General features: G+C 38.5%; 20 protein-coding genes and 1 tRNA gene. 11 read left to right on the forward strand and 10 right to left on the reverse strand.

What is annotated here, in order from left to right:
* Positions 1-468: 468 nt before the first annotated feature.
* Complete coding sequence (locus B4Q04_RS21780; protein ID WP_088698097.1) at positions 469-831, reverse strand: winged helix-turn-helix transcriptional regulator; 363 nt, start codon at positions 829-831, stop codon at positions 469-471.
* 103 nt (positions 832-934) lie between these two features.
* Here B4Q04_RS21780 and B4Q04_RS21785 point away from each other — a divergent pair, with 103 nt between their 5' ends.
* Together B4Q04_RS21785 and B4Q04_RS21790 are read left to right on the forward strand one after the other, a co-directional pair.
* On the forward strand, positions 935-1306 hold the full coding sequence (locus tag B4Q04_RS21785) for a DoxX family protein (protein ID WP_088698098.1): 372 nt from the start codon (positions 935-937) through the stop codon (positions 1304-1306).
* A 19-nt stretch (positions 1307-1325) separates the two neighbouring features.
* Positions 1326-2204, forward strand: a complete 879-nt coding sequence (locus tag B4Q04_RS21790) for an SDR family oxidoreductase (RefSeq protein ID WP_088698099.1) — start codon at positions 1326-1328, stop codon at positions 2202-2204.
* Positions 2205-2414: 210 nt separating this feature from the next.
* Here the strand turns inward: B4Q04_RS21790 and B4Q04_RS22780 are convergent, their stop codons facing one another.
* Positions 2415-2552, reverse strand: coding sequence for a hypothetical protein (locus B4Q04_RS22780; protein WP_158499738.1), 138 nt, complete (start codon positions 2550-2552; stop codon positions 2415-2417).
* Between the two features lie 518 nt (positions 2553-3070).
* Between B4Q04_RS22780 and B4Q04_RS21800 the strand changes: the two genes are divergently transcribed.
* Positions 3071-3484 carry a hypothetical protein gene (locus B4Q04_RS21800; RefSeq protein WP_088698100.1) on the forward strand — a complete coding sequence of 138 codons (414 nt, stop codon included), beginning with the start codon at positions 3071-3073 and terminating at the stop codon, positions 3482-3484.
* Between the two features lie 212 nt (positions 3485-3696).
* Here the strand turns inward: B4Q04_RS21800 and B4Q04_RS21805 are convergent, their stop codons facing one another.
* From B4Q04_RS21805 to B4Q04_RS21825, 5 genes are all read right to left on the reverse strand, one after another.
* The gene (locus B4Q04_RS21805; protein WP_088698101.1) at positions 3697-5085 is read right to left on the reverse strand and encodes an exonuclease domain-containing protein; all 1389 of its coding nucleotides are present in this window, start codon (positions 5083-5085) and stop codon (positions 3697-3699) included.
* A gap of 9 nt (positions 5086-5094) precedes the next feature.
* Positions 5095-7155 (reverse strand): ATP-dependent helicase, encoded by a 2061-nt coding sequence (locus B4Q04_RS21810; RefSeq protein WP_088698102.1) that lies wholly within the window; start codon positions 7153-7155, stop codon positions 5095-5097.
* A 55-nt stretch (positions 7156-7210) separates the two neighbouring features.
* Positions 7211-9634, reverse strand: a complete 2424-nt coding sequence (gene ligD, locus B4Q04_RS21815) for a DNA ligase D (RefSeq protein WP_088698103.1) — start codon at positions 9632-9634, stop codon at positions 7211-7213.
* A gap of 3 nt (positions 9635-9637) precedes the next feature.
* Positions 9638-10411: a Ku protein gene (locus B4Q04_RS21820; protein ID WP_088698104.1), complete on the reverse strand. Its 774-nt coding sequence runs from the start codon at positions 10409-10411 to the stop codon at positions 9638-9640.
* A gap of 641 nt (positions 10412-11052) precedes the next feature.
* The gene (locus B4Q04_RS21825; RefSeq protein WP_088698120.1) at positions 11053-11712 is read right to left on the reverse strand and encodes an N-acetylmuramoyl-L-alanine amidase; all 660 of its coding nucleotides are present in this window, start codon (positions 11710-11712) and stop codon (positions 11053-11055) included.
* 189 nt (positions 11713-11901) lie between these two features.
* On the opposite strand from B4Q04_RS21825, the gene B4Q04_RS21830 reads away from it, so the two are divergent.
* The 8 genes from B4Q04_RS21830 (at position 11902) to B4Q04_RS21870 (ending at position 19460) form a co-directional block, all read left to right on the forward strand.
* A complete protein-coding gene (locus B4Q04_RS21830) occupies positions 11902-12189 on the forward strand; it encodes a hypothetical protein (RefSeq protein ID WP_088698105.1) in 288 nt (95 codons plus the stop codon).
* A 270-nt stretch (positions 12190-12459) separates the two neighbouring features.
* A complete protein-coding gene (locus B4Q04_RS21840; RefSeq protein ID WP_088698107.1) occupies positions 12460-14886 on the forward strand; it encodes a TraG family conjugative transposon ATPase in 2427 nt (808 codons plus the stop codon).
* A 15-nt stretch (positions 14887-14901) separates the two neighbouring features.
* Positions 14902-15483 (forward strand): conjugal transfer protein, encoded by a 582-nt coding sequence (locus B4Q04_RS21845; RefSeq protein WP_088698108.1) that lies wholly within the window; start codon positions 14902-14904, stop codon positions 15481-15483.
* Entirely contained in the window at positions 15483-16322 is an 840-nt protein-coding gene (locus tag B4Q04_RS21850) for a hypothetical protein (RefSeq protein WP_088698109.1), read from the forward strand. Before B4Q04_RS21845 ends, B4Q04_RS21850 begins: the two co-directional genes overlap by 1 nt.
* Before the next feature lie 30 nt (positions 16323-16352).
* Positions 16353-16967: a conjugal transfer protein TraK gene (locus tag B4Q04_RS21855; RefSeq protein ID WP_088698110.1), complete on the forward strand. Its 615-nt coding sequence runs from the start codon at positions 16353-16355 to the stop codon at positions 16965-16967.
* Positions 16957-17919 (forward strand): conjugative transposon protein TraM, encoded by a 963-nt coding sequence (traM, locus tag B4Q04_RS21860; protein ID WP_088698111.1) that lies wholly within the window; start codon positions 16957-16959, stop codon positions 17917-17919. Before B4Q04_RS21855 ends, traM begins: the two co-directional genes overlap by 11 nt.
* Positions 17919-18719, forward strand: a complete 801-nt coding sequence (locus tag B4Q04_RS21865) for a DUF4138 domain-containing protein (protein WP_088698112.1) — start codon at positions 17919-17921, stop codon at positions 18717-18719. Before traM ends, B4Q04_RS21865 begins: the two co-directional genes overlap by 1 nt.
* Positions 18720-19031: 312 nt before the next feature.
* On the forward strand, positions 19032-19460 hold the full coding sequence (locus tag B4Q04_RS21870) for a BLUF domain-containing protein (protein ID WP_123772419.1): 429 nt from the start codon (positions 19032-19034) through the stop codon (positions 19458-19460).
* A gap of 102 nt (positions 19461-19562) precedes the next feature.
* Here B4Q04_RS21870 and B4Q04_RS21875 read toward each other — a convergent pair whose 3' ends face one another.
* The 3 genes from B4Q04_RS21875 to B4Q04_RS21885 all read right to left on the reverse strand — a co-directional run bounded on the left by B4Q04_RS21875 (position 19563) and on the right by B4Q04_RS21885 (position 22529).
* The gene (locus tag B4Q04_RS21875; protein ID WP_088698114.1) at positions 19563-20018 is read right to left on the reverse strand and encodes a BLUF domain-containing protein; all 456 of its coding nucleotides are present in this window, start codon (positions 20016-20018) and stop codon (positions 19563-19565) included.
* Between the two features lie 926 nt (positions 20019-20944).
* On the reverse strand, positions 20945-22228 hold the full coding sequence (locus B4Q04_RS21880) for a site-specific integrase (RefSeq protein ID WP_088698115.1): 1284 nt from the start codon (positions 22226-22228) through the stop codon (positions 20945-20947).
* Positions 22229-22455: 227 nt separating this feature from the next.
* Positions 22456-22529: transfer RNA gene (locus B4Q04_RS21885), tRNA-Pro, on the reverse strand.
* Positions 22530-22578 lie beyond the last annotated feature (49 nt).

The following is a 22578-nucleotide window of genomic DNA, read 5'->3' on the forward strand; positions in this document are numbered from 1 at the left end:
CCTCTTTCAACCGCCTGTAGAAATTGTTCTTGGGGATTCGCTCGCTCAACTGGAAATGGGCGAACAGTTTTTCTTGATACTCCTTTTTTCCCTGCATACCTAAAATTAACGACCCAACGTTAAGATCTCCTTTAGCCTATGTGGTTTTTTCGTTAACTTGTGCAACAGGCACAATGCCTAAACGTAATGCGGGCTTTTGGGTAAAACCGAAAGGTCTGTGTATAATTATGAAGTCGCTAAATCTTTGGGATTTAGCTTTAGACAAGAAAAAATAAAACCTAAACCAAAAGCTTTAGCTTCGTGCGCAGACGGAAACGAAAAGTTTCCTTACTACCGCACTACGCTTAGCCTAACCGTTAGCTGCAATTAGCAAAAAATAATTACTTCAGATGATTTCCATTAATAGTACACATTACTTTCGCCTACCTATTTAATTCTTATTTTATCAAAATAGGGTTTTGTTCTTTACTAATTATCGGTTGTAATTTTCTTTTTGTGATTTGCACCCCATTCAGACAAAGCAGTAATAATATTCTTCAAGGATTCACTATATTCGGTAGGAATATATTCAACAATAACAGGAATTTGGTCGGCGAACACTTTTCTTTCGACTAAATGGTTCACTTCTAATTTTTTCAATTCGCTTGACAGCATTTTCGAAGAAATACCCTTTACGGTTCGTTGCAATTCATTGAATCTTCTATTTCCGCCCAGAATTCCAATCATTACTCTTATCGTCCACCTACCGCCAAGAACAAATATGGCATCTTCGGTTGCCGCTATGCGATTTGAACATTGCACTGGTGAATACTCTAATTTACTTGCTGCCATATTTTTCCTGTCTACTAACCAAAAAGTTACTACTTACCTTTTGTAAAGTACTGTAAATTGGTTAGCAAATATACATAGTTTTGTTAAATAAAAATATTGAAAAATGAAAGCAACAAAATTTACGTATTACATTACAACTGGAATTATTTCCGCAATGATGCTATTTATTGCGTTTGAAACGCTAACAAAACCTGAAGTTAAAGTATCGATGACGCATTTAGGTTTTCCAGACTATTTTAGAATTGAATTGGGAGTAGCAAAAATTATAGGTGCCGTTTTGATTTGGTTGCCTGTCCGCTTATTGAAGGAGACAGCATACATCGGTTTCTCTATTATGTTTGCATCGGCGACCTTGGCACACGCCGTGGTAGGTGACCCCTTAAGTAAAATTATGGCAGGATTGGTTTTTCTTGCCATTTTAATTGTGTCGTATGTAGGCAATGTAAAACTTCAAAAAATAAATAAAATTAATTAATCAACTAAAAATAAAAATTATGAATTTAGTAACAGGGGCAACTGGACAGTTTGGTTCAAAGGCTATTGAGCACTTATTAAGTAAAGAAGTAAATCCTTCAGAAATTTCAGCTTTAGTTAGAGATGCTAGTAAAGCAAAGAGCTTGATAGAAAAAGGAATACAAATAAAAGAAGGCGATTACACCGATTATAACTCGATGATAAAAGCCTTCCAAGGTATAGATAAATTATTGTTGGTCTCAAGCAACAATAGAGAAGCAATTGAGAACCGTACAGCGCATCACAAAAATGTAATAAAAGCTGCCAAAGAATCTGGAGTAAACCATATCGTTTATACATCTTTTGTAAGAAAATCAGGATTTGAAGGTTCAGCTATCGCAGATTTTCAAAATTCTCACCTTGAGACTGAACGCTATTTGAAAGAAAGCGGAATTAACTATACAATTCTTCAAAATGGAATATATGCCGAAATGATACTTGCTTTTCTAGGTGATAAAGTTTCAGATACTAAAACAATTCTATTCCCTGCAGGCGAAGGAAAAGCAAGCTGGGTTCTTCGTGAAGAATTGGCAGAAGCTGCTGCTCACGTTTTGACAACCGAAGGTCATAAAAACAAAACCTATACGCTAACAAATACTGAATCTATTGGCTTCAAATACATAGCTGAGAATATTTCAGCAGCATTGTGTGAAAAAATTGTATACAAATCTCTTAATGTTGAAGAGTATAGAGCTATTTTGGAAAAGGCAGGTATTCCTGAAATGTACATCGGTATGTTTACTATGTGGAGCACTGCTTTAAAGCAGCAAACAATGGACAAGGAGGATAGTACCTTATCAACTTTTTTAAATAGGAAACCAACCTCTGTAAGCCAATTTATAGGCAACATTTACAGTTGATATATTGCGATTCGAATTCTATCATAGGTCGTCAAAATAATAATTTGATGGCCTATTTAGCTTTAAAATAACTGCAGCTAATCGAGTGGATGGCTCCGCCATCAAATGACGGAGTGCACCCCTCACACCACCGTACGTACGGGTCTCGTATACGGCGGTTCGTAAATCATCAAACCAAGGCTCTTTTCACCCTTGGCACTATCTTCTAATTTAGGCATAGGCTACAACATGTGCTCCTATGCGAATTTTGAAGAGAATTACGTTCGGTCCTTCCTTGTTTGTGAGACCTCTAGGGTACTGCCCTAGCTCGTTTCCCGTAAGTACTATGACCTCTGCTGACTTCTCCATGTAGCTACACGTAACTTTGGAGACCTCCCCAGGTAAGAACATCTTCTTTCACTCAATAACCGCCGTATCTACATATCTACCCTTTTGATGTTCTTAGGGCGTTACAATGATGTGCTTGCTTACCCAAGTAAATATGCCTCTGTATACGGTTCCTGTTCGTCAGTACCGAGTTTTGTAGTCTCGCTTTCTTCAGATGTAACTTCGCAGTTACCACCCTTGCGACTTACTAATGCTTCCAGACGTTACTCCAGCGCATGAGGGACTTGCACCCTCTAGATTAATTAACTACTTTTCTGTAGTTAAAAGATGCCCATACTGGGCACACACAACGGCTATACGTAATGCGGGTTTTGGTACTAAATTGAAAGTGAATGAATATTAACAAACATAACGGCAGACTGAAAGGAAAGGCTTTTTAATCCCGCACTACGCATAGCCAAACCGTTGTAATCAATAGCTCAAAAAGCCATTTCAGCAACTTTAGAATACTTTTTAGAACGCAAAATAGTTATGTAAATATGAGCGGCTTTAGTCAATATAGAATGTTAGGAGTTTTAGTAGAAGAGTTTTCTGAATTCTTACAAAGACTTTTTGAAGGCAAGGAAGATAAGGAAACAAGCACACGGAAAATAAAAGAGACCCTAAGTCAGTTGGACTTAACGATTGCTGATATAGCGAAAAAACCTATTTCAACAATAAAAGTAAAATTAGAGAAAATTGATTCCGAAATTTTAGACCTAATTGTTGTGTTTCTTTATCAAACTTCTCAAAATGATAATGAAGCGCAAGACAAACATAGTCTAACAGAGCTAAAATCTCTTAAAAACCTAAACTTCCAAATAATGGAATTAATTAAATATTTAGATTTGGAAAGAAAAACCTTTTCATTGGAGAGAAGTAATATCAAAAACTCATTACAACACCTTCCATAAAACTGCTAATGGACTTTACTCAAACGCAACTGTTGCGCAGATGGACTTTACTCGGGCTGAAAAAATACTGAAACGGAATCGAAACGTGCTTACTCAAACGTGTCGCTACAGATTACAACAATGGTAACCGTTGCACAACCCCATAATCATTAAAACAACGACTCACATAACCGCTTTTTAAGGCGGTTTTATCTTTTAGACCACTGGCCAACCTATATTTTTTGGGTAGACTTAATCTTCCATGGATTACGCTGCTTGTAGCTGGCAATTATTTTTGCGGTATGATAAGAATGTTTTTTTGGATTGAGCATATCTTGGAAATCCTCTAGAGTGGACATAGATTGAGAATTGTCTAGAAAACCATACCCTTGATAGACACCATGTAAGACCAAAACAAAACTGCGTTCTTCTTTAGTTCTTCCTTTTTCTAAAATTATATAATTATCATTTTCGTTGTTGAGATAATCTAAGGCATTTTCTACTTTTTGATTATAAAACCCTAGTTCTTCGTCTCCAGTGCAAATACCATCACATTCGTTATATTCACCATGGGTACATCTTCCTAATTTAGTTTTTAAACCGGTTTGTAGCGGACATAATCTAAACCTTTTTGTCAGTTCTATTAAACGTTTAGTTGCATCACCTTTTTTTAAGAATATTTCTGTCGGCGCATGTTGATAAGGTCTTCTTTCTATCTTTATTTGAAGAATGCCCTTTCTGTTTTTTTGAGGAACTAAATGGTAGGTAACATAATCCTTTTTTTGGATGTAGTTATGTGGCGGGTCTAATTTAGCGATTAGGTCTGCTTCTCGTAACAGTGCTATTAGCTCGCTACCTGTGGTTTCGAAGTCCACATGATAAGTTGCATTGCACAATGTTAGTTCTTTCTCGTTAGAACTGTAAAAATGACTCAAAACCCTTTTTTTAATATCCTTGGCTTTACCTACATATAATACTTCTCCAAATTGATTTTGAAACTTATAGATTCCTGGTGAGTTGGGTAAGGAATTTAGTTTTTGATATTCAATATTCTTTGGTACAAAGGGCGCTTTTTCGTCCTTAGGTTGTAACATTTTAGAAATTACAGATTCATTATCATCTAATTGAATTAACCTCTGAAATAATACGGCAACCGCATTATTCCTTTCTGTTAGTTCATGTGATGTTGCTAACGGTATGTTTAGAACGCTGGTTAAATAGGGTAACTCATAATTGGTCATGTTAGGAAGTACCTTTTTAGCCAAACGTTGGGCACATATTTGGGGTGTTTTAAAGGAGTAACCCAAATATTTAAACTCAGATTGTAATGCATAATGCACAAATGATGCATTGTGAGCTACTAATAGATGTCCGTCAAGTTCTTTTAAAATAGTCTTGGCAACTTCTGAAAACGTAGGTGCCTGTAATAAGATAGTATCTGTTAAGCCTGTTTTTTGCTGAATATAGTTTGGCAGACGTTCTTCAGGGTTAATATTGGTTTGAAATACAGGTTCGTAGTAGTTGCCCATACGCTTGCTTATGGTCAATTGGACTATTCGTAACGGATTTGGTTTGTAACCAAAGGTGGTTAGTGATATGATGGCAAATTTTCTATTGGACATGTTCAACTTTTAACTAAAATCCATACCAGATGACAGGTCTAATTTATTTGGTTGAGGAGCATCTTTTACTGATTTGAAATTATATCCCATTGTTTCCTGATGCACCAAGCCATCGGGTATGGCTGTTAAAAAGTAGGTCTCTGAACCATCTATTTGTTGATCGGCATTGGCAGGTATTGCTTTGCTGTGTATGGCAGATATAGATGCGGTATTTCTGGTGATGATCAACCTGTTTTTTGCACGGGTCAAAGCCACATACAATACTCTGCGATCTTCTTCAATGGCATCTATATCATCTAAAGACCACGATGATGGAAAAGATTTAGGGGATACATTTAGAACTATACACACATCGGCTTCCAAGCCTTTTGCGGAGTGGATGGTTGATATTATTACATGGTCTTTTTCTTCTGCCGTAGTCAATTGAGATTCAGATAAAACTGGTGCGCCGTTCATTTTTTCGGCATTATCTAACAAGCCTTCACCTATGAACTCTCCTAAACTAGAATAGCTATTGGCAAGAAGTTTTAATACTGGAAAATCTGCTTTCCGTTTTTCAATCCAATCTTTTCGATATCTAAAGGCCAAACCTAAAGACATGGCTTCGTAAGCGATATCGACCATTTTACCGACTTTGCCTTTTTCCTTTTGTACAGCATTGTACAGTTCTGCGATTTTAATTCCGTCCTTGCCCGGTATTGCACCTTGTAAAAGGATAGGGATGTCGGTTTTGCCCTCGTCGGCTAATATAACCGCCATTATTCTTGATGCTCTCACTTCGCCTATTCCTTCCCAGAAAGTTAAAAACCTCACCCATGCAATTTCATCGTACGGATTATTGACTATTCGCAATAAGGAAACCAAATCTTTAATATGGGCGGCCTGTAGAAATTTACGCCCTCCATAAGTGACATAAGGTATTTTTCTTCTTATGAAAACCGCCTGCAAAGTTTTTGTGTAATATTGGGAGCGAGATAAAATAAGATGATCGGAAAATTGGCGGTCTTCATCTGCATAATTTTTTAAAATTTCATCGGCTACCCAATTTGCTTCTTGCCACTCGTCGCTCACATTAAGTAGTAATGGTACTTCACCACTTCCTCTAACCGATTGCAACTGTTTATTATAATCAATAGGCGACTTGTCTAAAAGCCAATTGGAAACATCTAAAATCTCTTGTGTGGAACGGTAATTTTTCTCAAGCTTAAACACCTCTGCATTAGGTACTCGTTCTTTAAATTGATGCACGTTCCTAAAATCTGCACCTCTGAAAGAATAGATGGATTGTGCATCATCTCCAACACAGAAGAGATTGCAAATATCAATAAATGGAGATAGTAATTCCCATTGTAAAGGGTTGGTGTCCTGCATTTCATCTACAAGTAGATAATCAAGATTTTGGGATAAAAGCTTTCTGGCTTCAGTATTAGATTTTAATTGAGTAGATACCACCAACAGTAAATCATCATAATCTAAATACCGTTGCTCCATCTTTTTCTTTTGATAAGCCCTTAACAATATTTCAATATAGGGTTTTATTGCTGTGATTTCATACTCGGTATCCTTGTCTTCCTTGCCCTTATACACAAGACTACGAATAGATTCCGTTAAATTCTTTTTTGTATTTCTGGCATAAGAGTACACATCTAATAGCTGTTGTGGTTTTATTCTCAGCTTGCTATACACTTCGCTATGGTTGCCCGAAACCATTTTCATTAAACCCAGTTGATCATCTGGATCAATTACCGTAAAATTAGCAGCCCCAAATAAGTTCGGGTATTTAATGATGAACTGATTGCACCAACTATGAAAGGTGGCACCGCTTAAGGACTTTCCGTTTGACTGTGGTAAACTGGCTTTTACCCGTTCAACTATCTCGTTAGCAGCCTTTTTGGTAAACGTAAGTATTTGAATTTTAGACGGGTTTGCTCCATTCTCGATCAAATACGCAGCCCTGGCAATAATGGTGCGGGTTTTACCGGTGCCTGCACCTGCTAGTACCAATAAGTGTTTGCCTGAAAATTCAACAGCTTTTAATTGTTGCTTGTTTAGTTCCTTTTTCAAATTCATTTAACATAATAATGTTCATAGCAGTAGTAATGTGCTATTTTCAATGCTCGATAATTTAATTTATTAAGTCGATTTTTGATAGCGCCTTTTGCATATCAAAATCCGACCCTATAATTTTATAAAAGAGGTCCCCTTCACTTTTTAATCGTTTTCCATAATCGTTCATTAAGAATTTTCTCGGTTCAAGTTTACCATTTAATTCATCCCAATGTATTGGGGCTGAAATAGGTGCTTTCCGAATTGGTCTTACCGAATGTACAGAAGCTATGGTATGTCCTCTCCGGTTCTGCAGATAATCCAAATAAATTTTCCCTTTTCTTTTATTTATAGTACGCTCTAGGGTTGTCAGCGTAGGTAGGCGTTCTTCCACTAAGTGGCATAATAACTTTATAAAATTCCTCACTTCTACATAACTGTATTTTTGAGACATTGGCAGGTAAATATGTATTCCCTTGGATCCAGATACTTTGCAAAAGCTTTGAATGTGTAGGTCGTTTAAAATTTTATGGAACTCATTAGCAACAGTTACCACATGTTTAAAATCCATGTTCTCTGGTGGGTCTAAATCAATTATTCCATAATCTGGTTGATCTAAGTTTTTTATTCTTGAGCTCCAAGGGTTTATTTCTATGCATCCTAAATTTGCCAAATAGATTAACGAAGCCGTATTTTGGCATAGCAAATAGTTAATCTCCCTTTCCGACGATTTTGAGTACACAGAAACCGTTTCAAACCATTCGGGTAGATGTTCGTTGTCTTTCTGGTAAAAACTTTCTTGATCAATTCCATTAGGATGACGATGTAAGTTCTGTGGTCTATCTATTAAATGTGGAAGTATATACTCCGATATATTTAAATAATAATCGATTAAATCGTACTTGGTTAGTTTTGATTGTGGCCAATAAATCTTATCAAGGTTACTGATAGGTACTTTAAAGCCATCAATGGTAATTACCTCTTTTGAACTTGAAGATTTTTTAGTTTGAATGGTAGGAGCGTTTTTATCTGTATGTGTTTTAGGAATTTCGGTTTTGATGCGTTTTAAAACAGGATTTCTCAACAGTCCATTTTTTGTGCGTTCGGAGTACGTTACTTCGCATTCTAAAATAGGCTGTATCCAATGTGGTATTCTACCTTTTAGCGGTATTTTTTTTTTAAATGTACGCTCTTCAATTTCATAATTGGAAAGAAGCATTTGTAATTCTCTACGGCTCTTATCAGTAAAACCAGTTCCACAATTGCCGATGTACTTCAAATCATTATCAACATGTTGGCCAAGTATTAAAGATCCTATGAATTCTGGTCCGTTATTAGATTCCGTATAGCCACAAATGATGGCGTCAGTACTTTGAGTTCCCTTAATTTTTAGCCATTTTTCTGTTCTAAAGCCAACGACATAATTTGATTTTTTTTCTTTTGCCATTACACCTTCCATACCAGCTTCAAGTGCTTTATTAAACAATGCGGTACCCATACCTTCAATATGGTCGCAGTATTGTGTAATGGTCAATCCTCCTATAATTTCATTAATTAAACTTTTTCTTTCGGTCAATTTTAAATCCAACATACCATGTCCGTTCAGAAAAAGCATATCAAAAACATAGTAACGTAATTCTCCATTACTGTTTGGGTAATTTTGAAGTTCACTAAATTGGGAAACACCGTCGCTATCCACCAGTACAATTTCACCATCTAAAATAACATCATGTTCAATAGCAGCTAGCTCATCATGAAGTTTTGAAAATTTTGAATTGTAGTTGATGCCATTTCTTGACTGTAAAAGTACTTTGCCATCGGTAATATGGGAGATTACCCTGTAGCCGTCCCATTTAAGCTCGTATATAAAGTTTGGGTCATTGAAAATTTCCTTGGAGTTCGATGCCAACATGGGTTGAATGATTGAACCGGGAGACAGTTTAGATGAAAATTTCTTTTTTCTGGTTTCGGTCACAGGAACCAAGCTTTCCGCATCGTAAAAGGTAGTAATGGCGAAATCATCTTTCTTTTTGATTAAGAGCCATTGTTCGGAATCATTTTTGGACGTGGTAAGCACAAGGGCAAAGCGCCCCCTGATTTTATTGCCATAAAAAATCAATTTTATAGAACCGATGGCAAGTTGTTCAGTTAATTCCTTATCCGTTTCGGTTCTATCAACTTCAAAAGTACCTGTATCCCAAATAATCATATTTCCTGCCCCATAATTACCCTTTGGTATCGTACCATGGAATGTAAGGTATTCAAGTGGGTGGTCTTCTGTTCGTACCGCTAGCCGTTTATCGTTAGCGTTCATGGAAGGGCCTTTTGGAATTGCCCAGCTTTTAAGTGCCCCGTTAATTTCCAAACGTAGATCATAATGTAATCTGCGGGCGGCATGGCGTTGTATAACAAACCTTTGGTTTTTTGAAACAGGTTGTAATTCCCCTTTAGGTTCTGGGGTATTATCAAAATTTCTTTTATCGGAATATTTTTTTAAACTCACGAATTATGATGCTTTTTTCTCTCGTTTCTCCAAACTGGCTTTTAATTGCGCCATTAAATCCTTGGCAGGTGTAGGTTTAGATTCAAACTTTTCTGGTTTGTTTACTTTTCCCGAAGATTTAGATTCTATAATTTTTAATAATTGCTCGTTGTATACGTCTTTGAATTCGGAAAAATCAAACTTCTCAGTGTACTGATCGATCAAGGAAATTGCCATATCCATTTCCTTCTTTGCTATTTTCGTTTTTGGAAGTTCAAGTTCTTTCGTACTTCTGATCTCATCTTCAAACCGGATAACATGTAAGACCAAAGCATCATTATAAATGCCAATTAAAGAAAGATGTTCTTTTTGGCGCATTACAAACGTAGCTACACCTAGCTTTTCGGTTTTCCTTAAAGCATCACGTAACAAGGAGTATGATTTTTCGCCACCTTTTTGAGGTTTAATGAAGTACGGTTTTTTGAAAAGCACATCTGAAACTTCATCTTCCATGATAAATTGTTCAATATCAATGGTTTTACTCTTCTTCATATTCGCATTCTCAAAATCTTCTTTTTCAAGAACAATGTATGCGTCATCTTTTTTGTATCCTTTAACAATATCTTTCCATTCCACCTCTTTACCGGTATCCTCGTTCACACGTTTGTAGCGTATTCTTGCGCCATCGTGGCTATCGAGCATATCTAAATCCAGTTTTCCGTCCTCTGAACCTGAAAATAGTTTAATGGGTATAGATACTAGTCCAAAGCTTATAGAGCCGTTCCAAATTGATCTCATAATTTTTATACTAAGGTTATTGTGTGTTCCTTCTTAAAGGTTTAAAAACACCTATCTCAATAAATTTATGAAAGCATGAGTTCTCTAAATAACTCTAACTGGTTAATAATTAGCCTGAATAGTATATAAGCTCGTAAAATTTTTATTGTATTAATATTTTATTCATTTTCAATTATGACCGAAAGGTATTTTACACACGAACTAAGTTTTTTCAGATTCTGACAATATCTCACTATATTCAAATTTACATTTTATTATTTGGAAATATTACATAAAAACGGATAATATCCAAGATGTATTTGAAAATTACATTGAAAATAAATACAAATGCTTCAAGAAGTAGGAGGAGCACTATGAAAGTGGATGTAAGATTCAGGTCTCTTCAAACGTAAGCTTGGTCGCTACTCCTTTATATGCATAATAATATAGTTTTGCATTGCTCTTGCCTTTTTTTAATTTTTCTAGTTTCATTGGAGCGAACCGCTCGACCGGTAAGATGTATGCAACCCATCCCTCGCCTGTATTTTGAAATGAAACTATGTCAATCTATAAGGATGTTAAGTTCTAGTTTCTATCACCACCAAAAAATTATATAACTCCCTTTTTTGAATTGCTTCCGAGGGTTGGTACTAATTTTAAATTCACTGCCCTGCTCTCTCACCAAGATTTAAACCCTCAAATAAACTTTCCCTTAATAGCAGTGCTAAAGCCCGTACCGATTCAGACGTCTGGTAATAATTTCCCTCATCTCTATTACTTAAAAAACCCAACTCCAACAACATAGCAGGACAACCACCTCCTACCTCTCGCAAGACCTGAAAATCAGCGAACTTCACCCCCCTACTCTCTAAACCTAATTTGGCACTGAGATTATCTTGGAGCTGAAAAGCAAGCCAAGTAGCATAATCTTGATACTTGGAGGGCCTGTCCGCCACATAAACTTCAACACCTTTGGCACTAGGGCTGTCCGAATAGTTACAATGCAGAGACACAAATAAATCTGCTTTTAGAGCTATGGCCAGTTTGGTTCTATCCGATAACGAGATAAGCGTATCACTATAGCGAGTTAAGTAAATATCAAGAGGTTCTTCCAAATCACGATTTAACTTTAAAATGCCAATTGCAGCCTTTAGCACCAAATCCTTTTCTTGGATACCGTTCATACCGATCGCTCCGGTATCTTTTCCGCCGTGTCCCGGGTCAATGACCACTACTTTTCTTGGAGCCGATTCTTGGCTCAAAAGAAGCAAACTTTTTAACAGCAAAATCACAAAACTGACATTTTTCACGGTTCTTTTCATCTTCAACAAGAAGGTTATCAACAGGTTCATTTCTAATTCCCATAGGATATAATTTCAAATAACCACAAAGGAAACCAAATCGAGACCTATAATATTTTATTCACAATTATTTGATTTTTAGATATTTAAATATAAAAATATATAATTTTCACAATACATAAACGAATCAAAAATCTAAACTTTTACGTTATGAAAAAATCTATCATTTCCGTTGCCGCATCCTTACTGGTCACGGCAACCACTTTTGCACAAATCGGAGGAATCGAAGAATCCGTAAACGATGTTTCCGATACCATAAGAGCCATCTTCCCCATCATTTTAGGCGTCATTTTTTTAATAGGGTTCCTATTCAATGCCGGACACTTTTTTGGGGAAAATGCTGACCTGAAAAAGGGCATTACCCGAGTCTTGGTATTTGTACTAATCGCAGGAGCCGTCGTCGGTATCTTTACTTACTTAATAGGCATAGTCGTATAACTATGAAAAAATTCGAGGTTTATAAGAACATCAGAAAACGAGCATTGATTTTCGGTCTTCCAATTTCATTGTTCGCCTTACAAATGATAACGATACTCGCTTCTCTGATGGTCATAATTTTCTCATTTGGCCTAAGCATTATCGCAGTGGTGTCCGTTTTAAACATTGGACTGTATATCCTACTTCTCCGTTTGGCCCAGGGAACACGATTAACCCTGCAACTTAATCCCTTCCCGAAAACAATCAGTAATAAAAAATCGACCGTATTATATTATGAAGATTAACCTGGCATCCAACCATCCGATCTTGGATATACGCAAAAACGCACTTTTTGTCAATAATGGCAATGTGGTCCTATGCTATAAATCGGAATTGCCGGAAATCTACTCCCTCTCGGAGAAGGATTTTGAGGATTTGCACAGTGCATGGTTTCAGTCTCTAAAATCATTACCGGTAGGCACAGTTATCCATAAACAGGATATATACCTCAAAAAGCTATATACAGCAGAGAAACTCCCCTATGAAACCTTCTTGGCCAAGGCCACTACCGAACACTTCAAAGGAAGGGAATATATAGATCACCAATGTTTCCTGTTCTTTGTCCTGACCAAGAACAAAGCACTGAACAACACCAAATATGTCAACCCTTTTAAAAACGTAATCGATACCCTACCCGATTCCCTGGACAGTTCCGTTAACCGGTTCATGGGTGCAGTGAACGATTCTGTATCGTTTATAAACAACAGCCGGAAAATTCTATTGGCCCCCTTGGAATCCAGTGAAATCTTGGAACACACACATTCCTACTTTAACGGATTCAATGACGGCTACGATACCGATATTTTATTACAAAAGAAAGGTATCAATATTGGGGAACACCACTTTGATGTCTTGGCCGTCAATAGTGAATCGTGTTTTGGCGAGAACGTTGTCAGTAGTAAAACGAACGAACGTTTCACTTCCGACGATTTCATTTTCCACCAAGGATTTATCGATGGCCTAGGACTGACCTTGAACGAAAATCACATTATCAATCAAATTCTATATTTAGATGATAAACAAAAATGGCGTAAACTTCTGGACAAGAAAATAGAGGAACTAAAAAAGAGCTCCAATTTCGGTTCCCAGAACAAGGTGGTACTTGGAAAAGTACAGCACATTCTTAATAAAATCAATTCTGATGACAATTCCAGGGTCATACGCGGTCAACTCAACATCACGTATTGGCATAGGGACCCGGGAAGACTGGAACACATCGCATCCCTGATCAAAGCCGAGTTCAAAGAACTCGACATTATCCCCTACTACCCTAGGGCCCAAGAGCGAACAAATTATTATTTGAACAGTTATTGCGGGTTTTCGTCAAACTTTTCCAATGACGACCTGTACGTGACGGATCTTAAACACGCCCTATGTCTGACTATCAACAACACCAACTACAAGACCGACCAAAGAGGGATCATTTTCAATGACAGGGAACATAACATCCCGATTTTAAAGGATGTTTGGGACGAAGAAAAAAAGCGTATCAAGGCTCGAAATTTCGCCATCTTTGCGCCGACGGGCGAGGGAAAATCTTTCCTGGCAAACAATATCTTACGGCAGTATTTCGAAAGTGGCGTCCGGTTGGTCATTATTGACCTGGGCGGTTCATATACCAAATTTGCCAAATTATATCCGGAGCAGCACGCGGTATTGCGCTACGAAAGCGGACAGAACCTTGGTATCAATCCATTTTATATAAGTAATAATGGCGACCTCACACCGGAACGCTTGGAAGACCTGGCCGTTTTCCTCTTTGAACTGTTCGCGTCCGACCTAAAAGTGGCCAAGGCCCAATCCGTAGCGCTCAAAAAAATTCTCCGCCATTATTATCAACGAACTAGGACAGAGCACTCCTTGGCCGGTTTCTACAAATTCATAGAGCAGCATAAGGATTCATTGCTCGAAAGCCTTAAGATCCATCCCGACTACTTCAACATCACCAACTTCTTGCATATCATGTCCGAGTATGTTGGGGACGGCCTCTATGGCTTTCTATTTGAAGTGAACGAGGACCAAACCTACAAGATCGAAGATAAGCGCCTAATTGTTTTTGAGCTGGATGAAGTGAAGGACAACAAGGAAATTCTTTCCGTAATGCTAAAACTTATCAAGTCCGCCATCCAAAGGACCATCTGGAAGAACCGTGCCGAAAGGGGCATTATCCTCTTTGACGAATTTGCCAAACAACTGAAATTCGACAACGTTCTGGAGAGTGTTGAATTCTATTACCAAGCGATCCGGAAACAGAACGGTGCAATCGGTATTGTCCTGCAATCCATCAACCAATTGCCGCACAATGCCACTTCGGCCAGTATACTGGAAAACACACAGGTGATTTATAGCCTTAACAATGAGAAGGGATATGACCAACTGGTGAAACGTCTTAATCTTTCCGCTCACGACCTGAACCAATTAAAATCCATTAAGAATAATCTTTCAGGTCCCAGAAAGTATACCGAAATGTTTATCAAAATAGGGAAGGAAAGTAACATTTTCAGATTGGAAGTACCCCCTGAAGTCTATGCCGCATACCTAACGGACGGGAAGGAAAACGAGGAGATACTATCCCTATATAAAAAGTCAGGTTCCATGGAAAAGGCTATAGAACTATTTGTAGAAAAAGTACACAGCATGAAATATTCAGATTATTAACCTTAAAAAAATCTAATGAGACCCATAATCAAGAAACTAGTAGTGACCGGCCTGTTCGTTGTGCTCGTCGCCAGCAGCGGCGCAGCACAGGGAGTACCGGTCTATGACAACACCAATTTTATCAGTCTGGTCAAACAGCTATTGGAATCCGGAAAGCAAACGGCCAACTTGATCAAAACCGTAAATTTCCTAAAGCAGCAGAAGGAGAATATCGACAAAGTCAATAATGTCATCAAACAACTAAAGGCCGTCAAAGAATTGGCCAATAACAATCAACGTTTATACCAGGTCGTGCAGAACGACTTGAGACAAATATTAAATTCCGCATTTATTAAGCCGGACGAAGTGACCCGTATATCGGAGTCCTTTGAGGCTATCCTTGAAAACTCCATTTCAAGTATGGAGTATATAGACCAAATACTATCCAGTGACAATATGAAAATGACCGATGCGGAGCGAGCAGAAGTACTCAAGGAACAAGAATTACGCTCCAGTGAAATGGTATCGGAAATCGAGGCCAAGACCAGACGGTATCACGAGATTATTGAGTTCCGTGAAATGCAACACAAGATAAACAACAGGGAAACGGGCTACTAATGGAAGGGGTTTGGTCAGGCATTGGATTAGAATATGTGGACACCGTATTCAGGACCATAAAGGACAGTGAGTTCTCCCAATACACCATTGGGGGAATGAAAGCACTTGCCGTATTGTTCTTTCTTATCAATATCCTAAAAAAATATAACGAAGGGGTTGCAAACAGCGAAGGATATTCTTGGGGGCTTACCCCATCGGAACTGGCAAAAAACTTTGCCGTTGTCATTTTGGTCCTATTCTCTACACAGGTCTTGGATGTCTTCGATGCCATTCTAGTGGCCATTGAATCCCAATATCGCGATACGGCACCAGCGCTTCTCCCCCTACAGATGCAGGACATAGATATTGAGCAGGACGTAGGCGCTTGGGACGCCGCCAAAAAAGCATGGGCCTTACTCTATGAAGCCCTGGTCACACCTCTGTACGGACTGAAGGTCATTTCCTTTATCCTCGGTATATTCCTATGGCTATTGGATCTGTTCATCTACCCGTTATTCCTAGCGGAACGGTTTTTCCTAATGGGGATTATGCAAGCGTTCTTTCCCCTGGTCGTAAGTTTGGCCGTATTTGAGAAGTTCAGGTCAATGGCCTATAATTTTTTTAGGCTATATGCCGGTGTATATATGTTGGTACCCGCGTTTTTTCTGGTAAATGTTTTCGTCAATACACTATACACGGAATTCAACACCAACTTTTGGAGTGACCTGTTCGGCACTGACTGGGGCAGCAATTTTTTTGCTCCGCTATTTCAACTGGGGATCATCGGCTTTATCGTCTTTCTTAAGTTCAAATTATACCGAAGGGCCACTTCCTTCACACTCAGACTTTTTACCGGTTGATAACACATGATTTAATCAAAGTCCAATAAAATGAAAACACCCTATAAGAATATTTATCAAGTCCTGAAGCTGAACCGTTTCATTGTTCTGACCGCTGTTATCGGTGCTGTTATGACGTGTACAGTTTCCGTTCTAATGGTAATCAAAGTTCATAAGGAAACGGTAAACAGTGCTTTTATGGTAAGTACGGATGGAAGTGTCATTCCATTACAATTGGTTTCGCTGCGCGAAAACCTAAAAGTGGAAACTTTGGCACATCTTGAGCTTTTCCACACCTATTTCTACAATATCGATGCCAGCAATTTTAGAAAGAACCTGGAAAAGGCATTATGGTTGGGGAATAGCTCGGTGGACGCCTTGTACCGTCAAAAAAAAGCGGATGGAGTCTATAATCGACTTTTACAATATTCGCTGGTTCAAAAAGTCCTTCATATTGAATCAAAGGTCGATATACAACAGGAGCCCTATGCATTTGAGACCAAAACAATCTTTGAGATCAACAGGGGAACTACAACCGACACCTATGAATTGACCACCACTGGTGAGTTGGCCCATGTAGACAGAAACTTTCCGAACAATACCCACGGTTTATTGATAACCAACTTTTTCGAAAATACCCTAAAAAAAATCAGTAATGAAGATTAAAAAGAGTAAACTCGTTTTTTCCGGTGTCCTATTGTCCATTCTTCTCTTTATCGGAGGGTACACCCTACTAATAATGGACGAAGAAGAAGAGCCCGTTATTACCAACAATCAAATTCCCCTGCCGGAACTTGAGGATAATCAGAAGGAGTACACATCCAAATTGGATGCTTTGGACGACATGAAAGAAGTGCGCCAAAACAATGCACCAAGTATGTATGATGAACGGTTGTTGGATTCCACAGGGGTATACGATCCCGATTTATTGGATAGAGAGAAAAAGAGGGTCGTAGACAGTATCTACCAGCAAGGTAGGATCCGATATTCCAAACACACACTTAAGACTAGCAATACCGCCAACAGACCGATAAACTCAAATAAACGAACAGAAAAGACCATTGGTGCTGCGGATATTAAAAAGGAACTGCAAGTGGAGGCCAAAGAAATGGGTCTGGAACACCAACTTTTCTTTGCTTCTCGCCCCATAGAGAACGAAGACTTTGTCAAACGGCATTCGGACACCTTTATATATGTCATTGTGGATGGCACCCAAACCGTAAAGACCGATTATAGATTACGGATGAGATTACTTCAGGATGCCTTTATTTATGGCAAACACATTGCCAAAAATACACCTATCTATGGATTCGTAAGTTTTAAGCCCAATCGAGCTATAATAGATATTGAAAGTATAAACCATCAACCGGTAAACCTGACCGCATATGATTATCAAGACGGCAGCGCGGGGATATATATCCAAAATAATTTTAGAGCGGAAGTCACGAGCGAAATCGTAGGGGATATGGTGGACGACATTAATATTGCCGGGGTTCCCCAAGTAAGCGGTTTTCAGAAAATATTTCAGCGCAACCATAGAAACGTAAAGGTCACGATAACCGATAATTATAAACTCATTCTTAAAATATCCGGACTACGGAATAAACTCAGCCTGTAATGAAAACAATAGTCACTCTTATCTTCGCACTGATGGCCACCAGTGTTTCCGCACAATCGGCACTTGATACCATTTGCGCCAATGATCGCAAGAATGTTGCCCTCTTCTTTCCCGATCCCATTCGCCAAGCTATTACTGGATCCGCTCATTTTGTTTTCACCTACAACCGCGAGAAGGAACAACATTTTGGACTTCTTCAAGCGAAACCGGGTCCCGACAGTAATCTGTTGACCGTCACGACCGATGGGCTCGTTTATTCCTACATCCTAAGGTTTTCGGACAGTCTGCCAAAACTCAATTACTTTATCGAACAGCGGGAAAGTTTAGGGAATGAAAGTCGCCCTAAGGAACCACTTGATCAAAAGAAGCAAGATCATGATTCTATACGGAATCCGATCTCCGAATTCGAGGCAAACTGCAAGCAGCTATTGGAAGCTCCTGCTCAGACCATTGCCGTCAATAGAAAAAAAGGAATCAAGCTCCATCTGCTCCGTCTGAGCTATAGTCCATCCCATGTATATATGGTCATTCAGATCAGCAACAGGTCCAGCATAGATTTTGAACTTGATTTTCTCAACGTTTCCATAACTAATGGAAACAAGAAGCGGAAAGCTTCCTTTCAAAGATTACGGCAGGAAGTGCTGTATAAATACAAATTACCTACCACGGTTGAGACGGGTAAATCCAAGCGTCTTGTCTATGTACTTCCCAAGTTCGTTCTAGGCGATAATGAAAAATTGATGTTGGAGCTGTATGAACAAAAAGGAAATAGATCGCTGGTGCTTCATACAACAATTTAAATTTCAGATTTTCATTATATAACGGATATTCAAATAATTAGCGCCAAGAATCAACAATAACGCAAACCATTCAAGAGAATTAATAAGGAATATGTACTTATTCAATAAATTTTTTAGTAATTTCCTAATACAGTTACTTCATTATCACTTTTTATAATAATAGAACTATGGCTAGAAATGTTATGATACTTGGCTGATATCCCAATCGAAGTTAAAGCAAAATACATATTTTGCCGCCCCAGATTTTCGTTGGCCTTAATCATTCAGTCCTTATCATACATCTTCGTCCATCTACTAATAACCCCCATAGGAATGTATACACTTCTATATATATCCAAGTACCGCAAAACGCTAACCGATTCGGAAATTGACACGATGGTCCAGACATCGGGAGCATATAATGCATCCAAAGATATTACCGGTTGTCTCATTACTTATAAAGGTAAATGCGTGCAGATCCTAGAAGGACCTGAAACTGAGATAAAAAAACTGTATAGCAGGGTTAAATCAGATCCTCGACACTATGAGGTCCATATTCTTTCTGAAAACCCGATCGATGAGCGTGCCTTTCCCCAGTTCGCTATGTCATATCTGCCAATAAAAATAGAAAGGAAAGACAGCCAAGCCCTGGAAAGATTAAGAACCAATGTGTCCATTCTCTCGGACTTCACGAACCCGGTACATAAAACTGCGGTCTTGTTCTGGAAAAAAATAAGGGAATTTACGGACACCTTTTCCTGAAGCAATTATAAAGCAATCGAACAGGGAGAACACAACAACGTTCAACATAAGGATGATACTTACTAAAAATGTCAATCAAACTAAATCGTTGATATGAACCTCTTAAGTGCGGGTCTTTTCTTTCCCGCTCTGATTTTTCTGTTCCAAAAACATCCTTACCGTAGACCAAAAATGTAATGAACTCGGCTTGGGATCAAGGGCATCCTCCCCAGAGGTAATAAACGAGTCAAGTAACAACTTCAAAAATGTATAATTATCATAGTCTACACGAAAATGCTCATAATGGAGTCCGTAAGTATTAAACTCACGGCCGTGAATCGGACCAAAGGAAAGTATGGAAACGTCCGTGTGGAACTTATCGATTTCAATTCGATCGAATAACTCCAATACTTCGTCCATGTCCCCTTCTAGATACCGTATAAATTTACTTCTATACCGTAACAAGCAAGAAGAAATACTGGTCTTCAAATTATTCGTAATAGCCCGATCAAGCATACCTATGGTATCAGCGGATTCTAAATCGCTACTAACCTCTGAAATATAGATTAAGTAGAACATCTAGCTGTTTTTATACGAATACACTAAAGTAGAAAAATTTACTATATAAATCAATACGTCACATGTTGTAATACTATTACTACAGTTTTTATTTGATGTTAAATAAGGTGGCATGGGTCCTATTGAAAATTTTAACAATATCATAAAATTCTCGGCCGTATTACCCTAGTCAAAGAGGACACACACTTTATTGACGGTTAACGAATACTCAATCTTTACAACGAAAAATATGATATTTCTAAACAGTTAGCCTCAAATTGGCATGTCCAAGGGTATTTTCATTGATTTTTAAATTTGCTCCATTTATTAATTTTAATTTTATTTGCCGCTACATGAGAAAGCGATTCGGTTTCATATATTTTGTTCTCTTCCTAGCTTCGCTCTGGCTATTGTTCGTTCTATATCTATTAACGACTTGGCTATGATGGAACGACGGCTATTGTAGTTCAATGTCTTTGGGTAATTTTTCCCAGGCCCTCCCTCGGGCGACATTTTGAAATACTTACAACTACTGACTTACAAATCCGGCAATGTTCCGGTACCCTCACTGTACATTTTTGTGCTCTTACAACATCCCTGATCACTTTCACATCATTGGTCGCCACCCAACGAGGAAAAGCGATTATGTTTGCCAGCGAAAAGATGTCCCAAATCTTATCATCCTTAACAAAACTAAATATATAGCCCCTTCTTAACCAAGGGGCTATTATCGTATCAAATCACTTTGATCCGACAAGAATACCTGAGAATAAATTAAGGTGCTAGTTTCATATAACTTGACCCGAACTATTATGAACACTAAAAGCACGTGCTCTTCCGAAATATTCAAGGACACCCTATTTCTATTATTTATCCTTCCCAAATATTTGCGTGAAGCGATTGTCGCAAATAAATCTATGTATATGTACTTCAGCTAGAAGGTATACTCATACAATTTTCAAATGGTCGTACGCCGTCTTCTTGCCTTCTAATCCTTTGCTGGAATTGTCTTTCAACTTGGTCCTTAACTGCATCATATCCTTGCTGATTTTCTTTTCGATGACCCGGGCATATTTTTGGGTCGTGGACAATTTGGTATGGCCCAACATTTTGGAGACGGTCTCAATAGGCACATCGTTGAGAAGTGCGATGGTGGTCGCAAATGTATGACGCGCCACGTGAAAGGTCAAGTTCTTTTCGATATGGCAGAGCTTGGCTATCCTCTTTAGGTATTGGTTGGTCTTTTGGTCGCTGAACATCCTTAAAAGAGTATAGTCGTTGTCCATGGACGGATGATCGGCGTACTTGTCAAGGATGGACTTGGCTTCGTCCAACAATGGCAACCTTACAGGAGTATTCGATTTCTGGCGCCTGACCTTGATCCATTCCTCCCCATCTACCCCTTGTACGATATCCTTCCTGTTCAGGTTCCTTACCTCAATGTAGCAAAGTCCCGTATAACAAGAAAAGACGAATACATCCCTAACCAGGCACATACTTTTGTTGGGCAAGTGTATCGCTGCCATTGCGTCAAGCTCGAACTGCTCTAGATATGGACAGTCGAACTCTTCGAACCTAAGTTCGTACAGCGCAAATGGATGTGCCTTGATCCAACCATGTTTAAAGGCCACGGTCATAAATTTCTGTAACCGTTCCATATGCTTCATTATTCCATTGTTGTTCAAGGGCCGAGACTTCTGCAAAGGACGGCAAGTGCGGAGATAGTGTTCAAATTTGACAATAAACGAATAATCGATTTGGGCCAGGTACACATCATCGGACTTAAATTGCTTTTTGATAAAGCGCATGAGGTACTTTTCGGTGGCACTATAGTTTTTGACGGTACCCGCAGCCAATTTTTGGAACTCGTTCTCCTTATGGTATCCTATAAGGTCTCTGCACGTCAAGACCGCCTTGTCCTTTCCTAAATAACGTTCCTTGACCGCTAATGCCGTAATCACCCTCCCTTCGCCCCTAAGCTCCCTATAGGACCTTTTGATTCCGGAGTTTATATTATCCAGTAAATCGTTGATGTACCTTGCGTTATTTGTCCTGATCCTGGCACGGCAGGTTTTGGAGCACCAATGCTTCTCCAAAATTGTTTCCTTCGTACTTATATCGATAGCTTTACTGTCTATCCAGATACGGGCATATATGGGAAAAGTCCCATCCCTCCTGATCGAGGTCCTTTTCAACCAAAAATGTACGTTCAATGTGTGTGAAGTTGTCATCACTTTCGTTTTTAATTAAAAAATCAGTTAAACGAAAGCCAAATCGCCTCGAAAGTCAAATACGGGCATGTGCATAAATTTAGGAAATTATTTCCTAAAAAAATAGGACACTAAATAGGACACTAATGAATATGCCCACAAACGGGCATAAAAAAAACCAGTAAAAATGTATTTTACTGGTTTTCATTCATTTACATATTAAAAAATTAATTTTAATACCCTATACGTCGGGATGACAGGATTTGAACCTGCGACCACACGCCCCCCAGGCGTGTACGCTACCGGACTGCGCTACATCCCGAAATCGGATTGCAAAAATATAAAAGTTATTTAGATAATCCATCCTATTT

The sequence above is a fragment of the Zobellia sp. OII3 genome (genome assembly GCF_002211465.1).
Taxonomy (GTDB): domain Bacteria; phylum Bacteroidota; class Bacteroidia; order Flavobacteriales; family Flavobacteriaceae; genus Zobellia; species Zobellia galactanivorans.